The organism is Nocardiopsis gilva YIM 90087 (genome assembly GCF_002263495.1).
Lineage (GTDB): Bacteria > Actinomycetota > Actinomycetes > Streptosporangiales > Streptosporangiaceae > Nocardiopsis_C > Nocardiopsis_C gilva.
This window is the reverse complement of the sequence record NZ_CP022753.1, coordinates 4,735,429-4,748,851: the sequence shown is the minus strand read 5'-3', so window position 1 is coordinate 4,748,851 and position 13,423 is coordinate 4,735,429. Positions and strand designations below refer to the sequence as shown.

Here is a 13,423-nt window from a genome sequence, read left to right as displayed (position 1 = left end):
CAGGGAGATTGGGGGAGACGACAGGGATGCCCGAGACGCCCTAGTCTGGGCGTCGTGTCCCAGCAGGTATCCGGTGCCGCGCCGGAATCGGCGGCCGTCGCACTCCCCGGCAGGATCGCCGGGGTCGACGCCGCCCGCGCGCTCGCCATCTTCGGTATGTTCACCGTCCACCTCGGCGTGGGCTCCATCGGCCTGCTGGATGTCGAAGCCGCAGAGGCGGTCCACGGCCTGACCCGAGGACGCTCCGCCGCGCTCTTCGCGTTCCTCGCGGGGGTGTCGCTGGCCCTGATGACGGGGCGCGGCGTCCCTTTGTCGGGCGCCCCGCTGCACCGGGTGAGCGCGCGCATCCTTGTGCGGGTGGTGGTGCTGGCTCTGCTCGGCGGCGCCCTGGACCTGCTGGGCGTCCCCGTCGCCGTCATCCTGACGTACTACGCCGGGTTCTTCCTCCTCGCCCTCCCGCTGCTGAAGCTGCGCGCTCCCGCGCTGGCCGCCGTCGCGGCCGCTGTGGGGCTGCTCGGCCCGCAGGTGTCGTACGTCGTGCGCGACGAGCTGCACCTCGCGTCCGACCGCGCGTCCTCCATCGGCGGGCTCACCGACTTCCTGCTCACCGGCTACTACCCGGCCTGCACCTTCATGGCCTTCGTGATCGCCGGCATGGCCGTCGGCCGCATCGACCTCAGCGCGCCCCGCGTGCGGCTGGGACTGGCCGGAACCGGCGCGGGGCTGGCCGTGCTCGGCTACGGGGGCTCCTGGCTGCTGGTGTACCCGCTGGGCGGTCTCACCCGATTGGTGTCGGACGCCGGACCCGACCTCAGCGGTGTCGATCCCGCACTGCTCGGTCCAATCAGCGCGTGGATGGTCGACCAGATCTACGACCTGCACGGCCAGGTGCCCACAGACAGCGTGTGGTGGCTGCTGGTGGCCTCCCCGCACAGCGGGACCAGCTTCGAGATCGCCGGGGCGCTCGGTGTCGGGCTGCTGGTCCTCGTCGGCTGCATGGCGCTCGCCGACGTGGCCGGGGCGGTGCTCTACCCGCTGGCCGCGGCCGGGGCCATGGCGCTCACCCTGTACGCCGGGCACATCGTGGTGATGGCGCTGTTCGGAATGTCCTTCCTGGACGTCGCGCCGTTCCGGCTGGAGCTGTTCGTCATCGCCTCGCTGGTCATCGCGACGCTGTGGCGGCTGCTCGTCGGCCGCGGGCCGCTGGAACGGGGCCTGGCGTGGCTCGCCGACCTCGGCCCCCTGCTGCTGCCGCGCGCCGACGGCCCGGCGCGGGGCTGAGACCGGCCTTCGGCCGGTCTCCTCGGGGTCGGCCGCGCTGGCGTCGCCGCGACCTCAGGTCGGCCACTCGGGCGGGCGCTTCTCCAGGAACGCCGCTATGCCCTCGCGCGCCTCGGGCGTCTGGCTGCTCGCGGCCATCACCTCGGTGGCGTAGCTGTAGGCGTCGGCCTCGGGGCGGTCGAGCTGGGCGTACATCGCCTGCTTGCCCAGCGCCTTGCTGCGCGGCCCGCCGCGGGTGGCGCGCTCCAGCAGATCCTGGGTGGCCTGGTACAGCTTGTCGTCGGGCACCGCCTGGTTGACCAGCCCCCATTCGGCGGCTGTCGCGGCGTCCACGATGTCGCCGGTCAGCGCCATCTCCATGGCGCGCTTGCGGCCGATGTTGCGGGAGATCGCCACCATCGGTGTGTGGCAGAACCAGCCGCCCTTACCGCCGGGCGCGGCGAATCCGGCGCTCTGCGCGGCGACGGCGAGGTCGCAGGTGGCCACCAGCTGGCATCCGGCGGCCGTGGCCAGCCCGTGCACGCGCGCGATGACGACCTGGGGGACGGACTGGATGGTCCGCATGAGGCGGGCGCAGGTCTGCAGCAGGTCCCGCGCCTGGGCGTGGTCGGCGTCGGCGACTTCGGCGAAGTCGTGTCCGGCGCTGAAGACGGGGCCGTTGGCGGCCAGCGTGATCCCAAGGGCGTCGGTCGCGCCGATCTCCTCGAACGCGGCGATCAGTTCCCGCATGTGGGCGGAGGAGAGCGCGTTGCGGCGCTGGGGCCGGTTCATCGTGATGGTGGCGTAGCCGCCGTCGCGTTCGATGAGGATGCATGCGTAGTCGTCAGTGTCCATAAACCGACGCTACGCCGCGCGCCTGCGGGGCGTCACGGGGCGAAAAATCAGTGGCGCCGCTCGGGTGTGGGATGACAGGATCTGTGTCCATGTCGGGGGCAGGAGCACGCGGTTCAGCCGCTGTGTTCCCGCTCCGACCTCGGCCGTGGTTCCGGTGCCGTGTCCTGCGCGGGTGCTGTGTGCCAGTTCTCGGTGAGGGCGGGCACGATGCCCGTCAGGCATTCCCGGATCCCGTCGTAGAGGTCGTCGGCGCTCGGCGTCTCCTCGCCGTGGCACCAGCGCATGATGCCGGTGTGCATGGCGGCGCTGAAGGCCGCCATCACCAGGCGCGGGCGCAGATCGGTGTCGGGGTCGAGGCCGGAGCGCCGGGCGAGCAGGGCGACGACGCGCTCCTGGTGCTCGCTGGAGCGTCGCAGGTAGGCGGCGAGCAGCTGGGGTGATTCACCGCAGAGCCTGACGAGGGTCTGCTGGGCGACCACGGCGCGTTCGTCGAGTTCGCGCCATGCGTCGGTGAGCGCGTTGACCAGGGCGTCGTACGGGGGTTCCGATTCGGGGCGGGCGGCCAGCTTGGCCTGGAAGGTCTCCTCGATGTCGCTTTGGAGGGAGAGGAGGACCTCCTCCTTGCTGGGGAAGTAGCGGAACAGCGTGCGCTGGGACACGTCGGCTGCGGCCGCGATCTCCTCGGTGGTGGTCGCGGCGAAGCCCTGCTCGTTGTAGAGCCGCAGCGCCGCCTCGACCAGTGCCTCGCGGGTGCGCGCCTTCTTGCGCTCGCGCAGTCCGAGGCCGGGAGTGTCGTCGACCGTTGTGATCGTGACCACCTCTCCTCGCGGTCCGTGCTGTTCGTCCTGCGTGAGAGAGGATACCCGGCGATTGTCAAAATACGTCAGCGATTGCCACTTGTCAGTCACTGACATAATCTGAGCCGGTACTGACCGGGGGACGAGGGCACGTGGAAGGTGCCGAGACAGGGGGACAGAACGACATGACCACGATCGCCGCGGACGCGCCGCCGTCGCCACCCGCGCGGGGCTTGCGCGGGCCATGGGGGACGCTGCTGGCCTCAGCGTTCGGTGTGATGATGGTGGCCCTCGACGGCACGATCGTCGCCGTCGCCAACCCGGCCATCGCCCATGACCTGGGGGCCTCGCTCGCCGAGCTGCAGTGGGTCACCCACGGCTACCTCCTCGGCCTGGCGGTCTTCCTGATCACCGCCGGAAAGCTGGGCGACCGGTTCGGCCACCGCAGGATGTATCTGATCGGCGTCGTCGGCTTCGCCCTCACCTCGGTCGCGATCGCGATGTCCTCGGGCGTCGCGGTGCTCATCGCGTTCCGCATCCTGCAGGGTGTCTTCGGCGCGACGATCGGTCCGGCCGCCATGGGGCTGATGCGCTCCGGCTTCCCGTCGCACATGCTCGGCCGGGCGTTCGGGGTGTTCGCCAGCCTCCTCGGCGGCGCCACGGCCGCCGGTCCGATCCTGGGCGGCGTGCTCGTCTCGGCCTTCGGCTGGCACTCGGTCTTCCTGATCAACGTGCCCATCGCGCTCGCCGCCATCGGCCTGACCGCGTGGCTGGTCGGCCCGAACCGGCCCACCGACGCCGGCTCCCAGTTCGACCTGGCGGGCATCGTGCTGCTCAGCATCGCGATCTTCGCCCTGGTCTGGGCTCTGGTCGAGGCGCCGGCCGAAGGCTGGGGCCACCCGCTGACGCTGACGGCCCTCGGCCTCGCGCTGGTCTTCGGCGTCGCCTTCGTGCTGTGGGAGCTGCGCGCCGAAGAGCCGCTGCTTCCGATGAACATCTTCCGCTCGCTGCCGATCTCCATCGGCACCGTGCTGATGATCCTCATGGCCCTCGCGCTGATGGGCTCGCTGTTCTTCATCACCTTCTATCTGCAGGGTGTGAGCGGGCTGAGCCCGATGCAGACGGGGCTGCAGCTGCTCCCGCTGACCGCGATGATGGCGATCTGGGGGACACCGGCCGGGCGGCTGGTGGACCGCGTGGGCGCGCGGCTGCCGACCATCGGCGGCCTGGTCGCCTCGACGGTGGGCATGGCGATGCTGGCCCGGCTCACCCCGGAGATCGGCTGGGTGTACACGTCGATCGCCTTCATCCTGCTCGGCGTCGGGCTGAGCTTCGTCATGACCGGGGCGACGGCCGCGATCATGACGAGCGCGCCGGTCTCCCTGGCGGGTGTGGCCTCCGGCATGCAGCAGGCCGCGATGCAGCTCGGCGGCTCACTGGGCACCGCCGTCCTGGGGGCGGCGCTGGCGATGACGGTCTCCCGGACGCTGCCCGGACACTTCGCGGCCGCAGGGCTGCCGAAACCGGGACCGGACGAGGTCGCCGGGATGCAGAGCGCCGTCTCCCAGGGCGGTGCGGTCATCCCGGACGGGGCGTCCGCCGCGGTCGCCGACGCCGTGACCTCCGCCAGCCACCTGGCGTTCCTGGACGGCATGCACCTGTCGTTCGGTATCGCCGCCGCCGTCATGGCCGCCGCGGCCCTGCTGGCGTGGTTCATGGGGCCCAAGCAGCAGGAGCAGGTGGACGAGGGGTCGGACGACAGCACGGCCGAGCCCGTTCTGCACCTGTAAGGCGGCGGATGTCCGACGGACCCCGGGGGAGGGGACGGTCCTCCCCCGGGGATTCGCTGTCCCGGCCGCATCGGCGGCCCGGACGGTCACAGGTCGGACCCGCGCTTTCGACGTCGAATTCACGTGCGGTGAATTCGACGATGAACCTACCAGTGCGCGCTATGGCTCCCGCAAGATCGATTCAGGTCCTGGCCACATTTGGCCAACGCCCCCTGGCCTCTTCTTTTTCGGTGGCGGGCGGAGCCGAGTGCGATTGCCGCGCGGCGTGAATTGCACGTCACGGAAATGTGGATCAGGGGGAATTGCGCCCCGTGTCAGGCGGACTTCCGACTGTGCGGGTGGGGTGTGACCAGGCCGCAGTCGTAGGCGAAGACGACGGCCTGGGTGCGCGAGGTGAGGCGCAGTTTTCCGAGGACCCGGCTCAGATGGGCCTTGACCGTCCCCTCGCTGATCATCAGGTGGGCGGCGATCTGCCGGTTGTTCAGGGCGCGGGCGACCAGGCGCAGGATCTGCAGTTCGCGGTCGGTCAACTCGGACAGGCACGGGTGCTCGCCCGTCCGGGCGTGGGGAGGAACCGACATGGCCGCCGTCACCAGGTGGCGGATGGTGGCGGGTTCCAGGAAGATGCGGCCCTTCGCGACGCAGTCGATGGCGTCGGCCATGACATCGGGGGAGCTGTCGCGGGTCAGAATTCCGGCGGCACCGGCGTCGAGGGCGTGCTGGACGTCCTGGGCGCGTGTTGTCGACAGCCGCAGGATGATGTCGATCCGCCTACTGCTGTCCTCGCGCAGCGTACGGGTGAGCGCATATCCGTCGATATCCTCCATATCGGCGTTCATCAGCGCGATATCGGCGCGCGAATGTCGAGCGAGGGAGACGACGTCCCTCCCGGAACCGGTCGCGTCGGCCACGTCGATTCCTGGAAGCTCGGACAGAAGCGCGCTGATGCTGGCTCGCACGATCGTCTGCGGTTCGACTACGAGCACCCGCATTATCAAACTCCCCCGGTACTTCAGGCGACATCGGGAGAGTAGCAGCGGATGACCTCGGGAAACATCCCCTGAACACCCCCGCCGATCGACCTAAACTCTGGTTTATTCGAGTGTTCGAAAGTCGGCGGTCGAGCGCGCGGAGCCGCGACTTCCGAGGGATGGCGCGGCCGCCCCGAGGTGCGTACCCTCTGGGAGGTCGGTATTCTTCGGCGCGTTGGCGCTGATATTCCATGGCGAGGCCGACGCAGCAGAATGGGATTCGGCCTGGTAAACGAATGATGGATTGGCTCCCCCCTGCGTTCCGCTTAAGCAAAGCATAAGTAATAGGCGGTAAATCCTTCCACCATGACCCTCCTCGACGCCTCGAATCAGGGCCCGGTCCGCTCGGGCGCCCGCGTGCTCGCCCCCGACCTGGCGCGCGGCTTCATGCTGCTGCTCATCGCGCTGGCCAACACCAGCGCCTACATGTTCGGCCACGGCCACGCCCCCATGGGGCACCCGGTCGACGGCACGGCCGTCGACCGGGCGGTGAACTTCGCCCTGACGATCGCCGTCGACGGCCGCTCCTACCCGCTGTTCGCCTTCCTCTTCGGCTACGGGATGGTGCAGATCCTCCGCCGACAGGAAGACCACGGCGCCGACCGCGCCCGCGCGAAACTGCTCCTGCGCCGCCGCCACGTATGGCTGCTGCTCTTCGGGGCCGTCCACGGCGTACTGCTGTTCAGCGGCGACATCCTCGGGACCTACGGCGCGGCCGGGCTGATCATCGGCGCCCTGTTCCTGTTCCGCGACGACCGCAGCCTCTACATCTGGTCGGCGGTGTTCCTGGCGGTGAGCGCGCTGTTGCTCTCCCTCGTCGCGGTGCTTTTCGGCCTGGTGGAGACCGTCGACGCCACGAGCGGGGAGCTCGACGCGGGGGGCGCCCTCGCCTCGGCGGCCACCCCCGATCCGCTGGCCGCGCCGTTGCTGCGGCTGGCGGAGTGGCCGGCCGGGGTACTGGAGGGGATGCTGAGCTCGGTCCTGCCCGCGATCCTCCTCGGTGCGGTCGCGGCCCGGCACCGGCTGCTGGAGGACCCCGCCCGCCACCTGCCGACCCTGCGCAAAATCGTCGGTGTCGGCCTCGCCGTCTCGCTGCTGGGCGGACTCCCCGCGGCCCTGGCCGCCGCCGGGGCCGCGGAGGTGTCGCCGTCGGTGGAGATGTGGATGCTGGCCCTGCACCGGGTGACCGGCATCGGCGGCGGGCTGGCGTTCGCGGCGCTGTTCGGGATCCTCGGGTACCGCCTGAAAAACCGCCGCGGTCTCGTCACCGCCGCGCTGGCCGCCGTGGGCAAGCGCTCGCTGACCTGCTACCTGGCGCAGTCCCTGGTCTTCGCCCCGGTGCTGTCGGCGTGGGGGTTCGGACTCGGCGGGCGCCTGGACAGCGCTGGGATCGCGGTGTTCGCCATCGGCACCTGGCTGCTCACGGTCGGGATCGCGGTCTCCCTGGAGCGCTCACGCCGGAAGGGGCCGGCCGAGACGCTGCTGCGCCGGCGCGTGTATCGGTGAGGGCGCGGCGCCTGGCCGCGCCGGGCTCAGTGCCCGATCGCGGCCGCGAGCCGGGCGCGGACCTCGTCGGCGTCGAGGAAGTCGTCGATCACGGCGACGGGGACGCCGACGTCGCCGAGTTCGGCGGCGAGTTCGCCGGAGGTCATGACCACGTCGGCATCGGCCGCCGCACCGTCCGCCGTCCAGATGTCGGCGACCTCGATCTCGGCGTCCAGGCCCAGGTCGTGCGCTGCCTTGGAGATGTTGGTCGTGAGGATCACGCTGGTGCCGATCCCCATGCCGCACACGGCGAGGATCTTCATCTGCTCTCCGACTCCTCGTACTCGCTGATGAGGGCGTGCACCTGCTCGGGTGTGGCGGCGCTGCGCAGCTTGTCCTGCCGGTCGCGGTCGGCGAGCATCCGGGCCAGGCGGGACAGGGCCGAGGAGTGCGCGTCGTGGTCGACGGCCGCGAGCCCGATGACCAGGTGGACGGGGTCGTTCTGGGCGTGGCCGAACGCCACTGGCACGGCGAGCCCGGCCCAGGACAGCCCGGTGCGCAGGACGGCGGGGGAGGGGCGGGCGTGGGCCAGCGCGAGCCCCGGGGTGATGACGATGTAGGGGCCGTACTCGTCGACGGCCTTCAGCATCTGGTCAACGTAGTCGTCCGTGCTGACCCCCGTGGCCACCAGCAGCTCTCCCGATATGCGTATGGCGGAGCGCCAGTCGGACACGTGGACCGTGGTCATGATGGCATCGACCGGCAGCAACCGGGAGAGCGGCGGTTCCGTCATGGACACCTCCTGGTGACGAGTCCCGATACGGCGCGTGTGCCCGGCTGGGAAAGCCACCGTTCAACGCTATGCCGTGGACGCCCGAATGTAACGTAAGCCACTCTCCGATGTCGTGGTCGGCTTCGTCCGAATTCTCCGCGCCGATACCGGTAGCGTCGTGCCATTCGGCGCCGCCCCGCCCGCGGAGGCGGCGTTGCCGTTGCGTGACGAGGGCGATGCAGACAGAGGGGACGGCGCATGGGCCGGTACGACCTGATCTTCGACGCGGATGACACGCTGTGGGAGGAGACGCTCTTCTTCGAGCGCGCGACCGCCGCGTTCGTCGACTACCTGGACCACCCCACGCTCTCCCCAGCCGAGGTCCGGGCGATCCTGGATGACATCGAACGCGCCAACGCCGCCGTCCACGGCTACGGGGCCGCCGTGTTCGAGCGCAGCCTCACCGAGTGCCTGGAGCGGCTCCGGCCCGACACCCCGGTGAACGACGCCGACCGCGCGCTCCTGCGGTCGTTCCGCGAGATCATCACCGAGCGCGAGCTGGAGCTCATCGTCGGCGTCGAAGAGACCCTGCACGCCCTTGGCGCGCGGCACCGGCTCTTCCTGTTGACCAAGGGGTATGAGGACGTGCAGCGCCGGAAGATCGAGGCGTCGGGTCTGGCGTACCTGTTCGCCGGGATCGGGATCGTGCCCGAGAAGGACCCGCGGGCCTACCACTCCTTCGCCGCGACCGAAGGGCTGGAGCCCGCCGCGACCTGGATGATCGGCAACTCCCCGAAGTCCGACATCTGGCCGGCCCTGAAGGCGGGGATGGGCGCGGTCCTCGTGCCCAACCCGATGACCTGGGTGCTGGAGCAGGACGACCTGCCCGAGAACCACGACCGCTTCCACACGGTCAGCCCCATCGGCAAGCTGACGGAGATCTTCTAGCGCGGGTCGCCCGGGCCCGGGTTGCGCCGACCGCCCGGGCGGGTGATCTGCGCGGCCGTCCGCTCGCGGTGACCGAGACCGTCGCTGGTCGTGCGCGTTCCCGCACGCATCAGGCGCCGTGCGTCGTCGGCCGCCGCCCGCGCCGACTCCGGGGTGGCGGAGCGGCGGGGGGCCACGGGCGCCTCGTCGGGCATTCCGATGTCGTCCGGGAGCCCGGCGCGGCCGACGATCCGCAGCTGCGCCGTCTCCTGGGACACCGACGGGCGGATGTCCCCGCTCGGCGTCTTCCAGCTGCGCAGCCGGTGCTCCAGCCACTCGATGCCCTGGTAGCCCTCGCCGCGCGGCCAGGGCGCGCCGTCGTGCCGGTGGCTGAGCGCGTGCAGCAGGTCGGCGATCGACCAGCCGGCGGAGAAGAAGCGGGCGGCTTCGTCGCGCAGGGCGAGGAAGTCGACTCCGCGCAGCGACGGGTCGCGGCGGCGCAGCAGCTCGCACGCCTTGTGCACGTCGCTCAGGGTGTGCATGGGCAGGGTGAGCGGGTCGGGCTCGTGGTGGGTGAGCAGCGCGTCGTCCACGGTGACGACCACACCCCCGCCCCCGCGGTTCTCCCAGATGCTCACCCGGTCACGCGGCCAGCCCTGGGACTCGGCCAGCGCGGCGGCGAGTTTGCGCAGGTCGAACCCGTCGTCGTCGGACGTGATCCGGAACTCGGCCATTGGTCCCCTCGCTCTGCCACACGCTGTCGCCCCGCGGTCGGGGTGCCCCGGCCTTCCAGGCTAGCCGCCGTGGGCGGCCCCGCTGCCGCACCGGGTTTCTTGTAGGGACATCCAGGAACAGTGCGCCTGATTCGTGGCCGTCTACGAAGTCTTGGGGATACGTCGCCCGATGTTCCGGATGTCGGTGATTCGTGCGTCAGATGGGTACGATGACGGCCGATCGACATCACATGACCTGGATCACCGTCGAAAACCGACACAGGGTGAGCCAGCGGACGCCGATCCTTCCCCGCGGGGCGGAGCCCGATCCACCCCGCGCACGCACCCCACGCACCCGCGCGCGGCGGCGGGCGCCACGGTGCGCGTTAAGGTGGCCCCCTGGCGACCCCGACCGACCCACGAAGGTGCCCTGTGCCCGATACCGTATTCGCCTTCGCCTTCGCGCCCGAGGTGGCGGCGTCCAACGCGTCGCTCCGCGCGTACCTGCACGGACTCCCCGGCGTGGACGCCGTGGGCGTGCAGGCCCGCGCCGCGGACCTCGCCACGCGTTCCATCAAGACCACCGCCAAGGCCACCGCGATCGACCTGGCGATCCGCATGGTCGACCTGACCACACTGGAGGGCGCCGACACCCGCGGCAAGGTGCGGGCACTGAGCGCGAAGGCGGCGCACCCCGACCCCGCCGACCCGAGCGCGCCGCACGTCGCGGCCGTCTGCGTCTACCCCGACCTGGTCGCGGTCGCCGTCGACGCGCTCGCCGGAACGGGCGTGGGCGTCGCCTCCGTCGCCACGGCCTTCCCCTCCGGCCGGGCCCCGCTGGAGGCCAAGCTCGCCGACACCCGCCGGGCCGTCGCCGACGGCGCCGCCGAGATCGACATGGTGATCGACCGCGGCGCGTTCCTGGCCGGGGACTACCGCAAGGTCTACGACGAGATCGTCGCCGTCCGGGAGGCCTGCGGGGCGGCCCACCTCAAGGTCATCCTGGAGACCGGCGAACTGGCGACCTACGACAACGTGCGCCGCGCCTCCTGGCTGGCCATCCACGCCGGAGCCGACTTCATCAAGACCTCCACCGGCAAGATCGCGCCCGCCGCCACGCTGCCGGTCACGCTGATCATGCTCGAGGCGGTCCGCGACCACTACGCCGCCACAGGGCGGCGCGTCGGCGTCAAGCCGGCCGGAGGCATCCGCACCACCAAGGACGCCATCAAGAACCTCGTCCTGGTCAACGAGGTCGCCGACCCCGCCTGGCTGGACCCGGAGTACTTCCGCCTCGGGGCCTCCAGCGTGCTCAACGACCTGCTGATGCAGCGGACCAAGCTGGCGACCGGCAGCTACCCCGGCCCCGACTACTACACGCTGGACTGAGAGGCCGAGCAGTGGCAGAGCAGATCTTCGATTACGCGCCGGCGCCCGAGTCGCGCGCGGTCGTCTCCGTACGGCCGACCTACGAGCCGTTCATCGACGGCGACTTCACCCCGGCCAAGACCGGCGAGTACCTCACCACGGTCAACCCGGCCGACGAGGAGGCCCTAGCCGAGGTCGCCGTGTGCGGCGAGGCCGACATCGACCGCGCCATGGCGGCGGCCCGGCGCGCCTTCGACACGGTGTGGGGCCCGATGTCCGGCGCCGAACGCGGCAAGTACCTGTTCCGCATCGCCCGAATCCTGCAGGAGCGCTCCCGCGAGCTGGCGGTTCTGGAGACGCTGGACAACGGCAAGCCGATCAAGGAGACCCGCGACGTCGACCTGCCCCTGGTCGCCGCGCACTTCTTCTACCACGCGGGGTGGGCCGACAAGCTCCAGTACGCCGGGGTCGGGCCCGAGCCGCGCCCCCTGGGCGTGGCCGCGCAGGTCATCCCGTGGAACTTCCCGCTGCTGATGCTGGCCTGGAAGATCGCGCCCGCCCTGGCGGCCGGCAACACGGTGGTGCTCAAACCGGCCGAGACGACCCCGCTGTCCGCCCTGGTCTTCGCGGAGATCTGCCAGGAGGCGGAACTGCCGCCCGGCGTCGTCAACATCGTGACCGGCGCGGGGGAGACGGGCCGCCAGCTGGTCTCCCACCCCGGGGCCGACAAGGTCGCCTTCACCGGTTCCACCGCCGTCGGCCGGGAGATCGCCCGCTCCGTCGCCGGGACCGGCAAGAAGATCGGCCTGGAGCTCGGCGGCAAGGGCGCCAACATCGTCTACGACGACGCGGCCCTGGACCAGGCGGTCGAGGGCATCGTCTCGGGCATCTTCTTCAACCAGGGCCACGTGTGCTGCGCGGGCTCCCGGCTGCTGGTGCAGGAGTCGATCGCCGAGGAGCTGCTGGAGCGGCTCAAGGCGCGCGTCGAGCGGCTGCGCCTCGGCGACCCGCTGGACAAGAACACCGACATCGGCGCCATCAACTCCGCGGCCCAGCTCGGTCGGATCACCGAGCTGGCCCAGGTGGGGGTGGACGAGGGCGCCGAGTCCTGGTCCCCGTCCTGCGAGCTGCCCGAGCGCGGATACTGGTTCCGGCCCACCCTCTTCACCGGTGTCACCCAGGCGCACCGCATCGCGCGCGAGGAGATCTTCGGCCCTGTGCTGTCGGTGCTGACCTTCCGCACCCCGGAGGAGGCCATCACCAAGGCCAACAACACCCCCTACGGCCTGTCCGCCGGTGTGTGGACGGAGAAGGGGTCGCGCATGCTGTGGACCGCCGAGCGGCTGCGGGCCGGTGTCGTGTGGTCCAACACGTTCAACAAGTTCGACCCGACCAGCCCCTTCGGCGGCTACAAGGAATCCGGCTACGGCCGGGAGGGCGGACGCCACGGACTGGAGGGTTACCTTGTCTGACAAGGAGACGGGCGCGGTCAACGGGACCGCGAAGAACACGGCGACCCACCAGCGCCTCGCGGTCCGCAAGACCCACAAGCTCTACGTCGGCGGGGCGTTCCCCCGTTCGGAATCGGGCAGGAGCTATCCGGTGACCTCGGCAAAGGGCGATCACCTCGGCAACGCGAGCCAGGCCTCCCGCAAGGACGCCCGCGACGCCGTGGTGGCCGCACGCAAGGCGTTCGGCGGTTGGTCCGGGCGGACCGCCTACAACAGGGGACAGATCCTCTACCGCGTCGCGGAGATGATGGAGAGCCGCCGTGCCCAGTTCGTCGCCGACGTGGCGGCGGCGGCCGCAAACAGGGCCAGCCGACCCAAGGCCGAGACACTCGTCTCGGCCGCCATCGACCGGTGGGTGTACTACGCCGGGTGGGCCGACAAGTTCCAGCAGGTCATCGGCGGGTCCAACCCCGTGTCCGGGCCGTACTTCAACCAGTCGGCGCCTGAGCCCACCGGCGTCGTGGCGGTGATCGCACCGCCGCAGGCCCCGCTGCTGGGGCTGGTGTCGGTGATCGCACCGGTCATCGCCACCGGGAACACCGCCGTGGTCGTGGCCAGCGAGCGGGCCCCGCTGCCCGCCGTCTCCCTGGCCGAGGCGCTGGCCACCTCCGACCTGCCGGGCGGTGTGGTCAACATCCTCACCGGCCGCACCGCCGAGCTCGCGCCGCACCTGGCCGCGCACGCCGACGTCAACGGGCTGGACCTGACCGGCGCCGGCGACCTGGCGACCGAGCTGGAGGAGAGCGCCGCGAGCACGCTGAAGCGGGTGCTGCGACCCACGGACGGGACCGACTGGCTGGCGGACCCCGGCATCGGGCGGATGAAGCCGTTCCTGGAGATCAAGACGGTCTGGCACCCCATCGGGGTCTGAACCGGGATCTCGACGGCAACCAGGGGAGAGCAGAGAAAAGGGC

General features: G+C 70.9%; 13 protein-coding genes. 7 read left to right on the top strand and 6 right to left on the bottom strand.

What is annotated here, in order from left to right; genetic code table 11:
• Positions 1-54 precede the first annotated feature (54 nt).
• Complete coding sequence (locus CDO52_RS21230) at positions 55-1,281, top strand: heparan-alpha-glucosaminide N-acetyltransferase domain-containing protein (RefSeq protein ID WP_017619738.1); 1,227 nt, start codon at positions 55-57, stop codon at positions 1,279-1,281.
• Positions 1,282-1,335: 54 nt separating this feature from the next.
• Here the strand turns inward: CDO52_RS21230 and CDO52_RS21225 are convergent, their stop codons facing one another.
• Entirely contained in the window at positions 1,336-2,115 is a 780-nt protein-coding gene (locus CDO52_RS21225) for an enoyl-CoA hydratase-related protein (RefSeq protein WP_017619737.1), read from the bottom strand.
• Between the two features lie 113 nt (positions 2,116-2,228).
• Entirely contained in the window at positions 2,229-2,933 is a 705-nt protein-coding gene (locus tag CDO52_RS21220; RefSeq protein ID WP_017619736.1) for a TetR/AcrR family transcriptional regulator, read from the bottom strand.
• A 164-nt stretch (positions 2,934-3,097) separates the two neighbouring features.
• Between CDO52_RS21220 and CDO52_RS21215 the strand changes: the two genes are divergently transcribed.
• A complete protein-coding gene (locus CDO52_RS21215) occupies positions 3,098-4,702 on the top strand; it encodes an MFS transporter (RefSeq protein WP_026125986.1) in 1,605 nt (534 codons plus the stop codon).
• A gap of 314 nt (positions 4,703-5,016) precedes the next feature.
• Here the strand turns inward: CDO52_RS21215 and CDO52_RS21210 are convergent, their stop codons facing one another.
• The gene (locus tag CDO52_RS21210; protein ID WP_017619734.1) at positions 5,017-5,694 is read right to left on the bottom strand and encodes a LuxR C-terminal-related transcriptional regulator; all 678 of its coding nucleotides are present in this window, start codon (positions 5,692-5,694) and stop codon (positions 5,017-5,019) included.
• A gap of 345 nt (positions 5,695-6,039) precedes the next feature.
• Between CDO52_RS21210 and CDO52_RS21205 the strand changes: the two genes are divergently transcribed.
• The gene (locus CDO52_RS21205; protein ID WP_094932639.1) at positions 6,040-7,239 is read left to right on the top strand and encodes a DUF418 domain-containing protein; all 1,200 of its coding nucleotides are present in this window, start codon (positions 6,040-6,042) and stop codon (positions 7,237-7,239) included.
• Positions 7,240-7,265: 26 nt separating this feature from the next.
• On the opposite strand, the gene CDO52_RS21200 is transcribed toward CDO52_RS21205, so the two are convergent.
• Together CDO52_RS21200 and CDO52_RS21195 are read right to left on the bottom strand one after the other, a co-directional pair.
• Entirely contained in the window at positions 7,266-7,541 is a 276-nt protein-coding gene (locus tag CDO52_RS21200) for a PTS sugar transporter subunit IIB (protein WP_033300842.1), read from the bottom strand.
• Entirely contained in the window at positions 7,538-8,011 is a 474-nt protein-coding gene (locus CDO52_RS21195) for a PTS sugar transporter subunit IIA (RefSeq protein WP_094932638.1), read from the bottom strand. The genes CDO52_RS21200 and CDO52_RS21195 overlap by 4 nt, the downstream gene beginning before the upstream one ends.
• 237 nt (positions 8,012-8,248) lie before the next feature.
• Between CDO52_RS21195 and CDO52_RS21190 the strand changes: the two genes are divergently transcribed.
• On the top strand, positions 8,249-8,938 hold the full coding sequence (locus CDO52_RS21190) for an HAD family hydrolase (protein WP_017619731.1): 690 nt from the start codon (positions 8,249-8,251) through the stop codon (positions 8,936-8,938).
• Here CDO52_RS21190 and CDO52_RS21185 read toward each other — a convergent pair.
• Positions 8,935-9,651, bottom strand: coding sequence for a hypothetical protein (locus CDO52_RS21185; RefSeq protein WP_017619730.1), 717 nt, complete (start codon positions 9,649-9,651; stop codon positions 8,935-8,937). The genes CDO52_RS21190 and CDO52_RS21185 overlap by 4 nt on opposite strands.
• A 411-nt stretch (positions 9,652-10,062) precedes the next feature.
• On the opposite strand from CDO52_RS21185, the gene deoC reads away from it, so the two are divergent.
• Genes deoC through CDO52_RS21170 form a run of 3 tightly spaced genes read left to right on the top strand, consistent with a single transcriptional unit; the run spans position 10,063 to position 13,380 of the window.
• A complete protein-coding gene (deoC, locus tag CDO52_RS21180) occupies positions 10,063-11,019 on the top strand; it encodes a deoxyribose-phosphate aldolase (protein WP_017619729.1) in 957 nt (318 codons plus the stop codon).
• An 11-nt stretch (positions 11,020-11,030) separates the two neighbouring features.
• Positions 11,031-12,470 carry an aldehyde dehydrogenase family protein gene (locus CDO52_RS21175; RefSeq protein ID WP_017619728.1) on the top strand — a complete coding sequence of 480 codons (1,440 nt, stop codon included), beginning with the start codon at positions 11,031-11,033 and terminating at the stop codon, positions 12,468-12,470.
• Positions 12,463-13,380: an aldehyde dehydrogenase family protein gene (locus tag CDO52_RS21170; protein WP_094932637.1), complete on the top strand. Its 918-nt coding sequence runs from the start codon at positions 12,463-12,465 to the stop codon at positions 13,378-13,380. The genes CDO52_RS21175 and CDO52_RS21170 overlap by 8 nt, the downstream gene beginning before the upstream one ends.
• The last annotated feature ends 43 nt before the right edge of the window (positions 13,381-13,423 follow it).

Excerpts from the sequence above, each read along its gene's own strand:
- CDO52_RS21195 (WP_094932638.1), bottom strand. The coding sequence starts at position 8,011 with ATGACGGAACCGCCGCTCTCCCGGTTGCTGCCGGTCGATGCCATCATG.
- CDO52_RS21225 (WP_017619737.1), bottom strand. The coding sequence starts at position 2,115 with ATGGACACTGACGACTACGCATGCATCCTCATCGAACGCGACGGCGGC.
- CDO52_RS21215 (WP_026125986.1), top strand. The coding sequence starts at position 3,098 with ATGACCACGATCGCCGCGGACGCGCCGCCGTCGCCACCCGCGCGGGGC.
- CDO52_RS21205 (WP_094932639.1), top strand. The coding sequence starts at position 6,040 with ATGACCCTCCTCGACGCCTCGAATCAGGGCCCGGTCCGCTCGGGCGCC.
- CDO52_RS21185 (WP_017619730.1), bottom strand. The coding sequence starts at position 9,651 with ATGGCCGAGTTCCGGATCACGTCCGACGACGACGGGTTCGACCTGCGC.
- CDO52_RS21190 (WP_017619731.1), top strand. The coding sequence starts at position 8,249 with ATGGGCCGGTACGACCTGATCTTCGACGCGGATGACACGCTGTGGGAG.
- CDO52_RS21200 (WP_033300842.1), bottom strand. The coding sequence starts at position 7,541 with ATGAAGATCCTCGCCGTGTGCGGCATGGGGATCGGCACCAGCGTGATC.
- CDO52_RS21210 (WP_017619734.1), bottom strand. The coding sequence starts at position 5,694 with ATGCGGGTGCTCGTAGTCGAACCGCAGACGATCGTGCGAGCCAGCATC.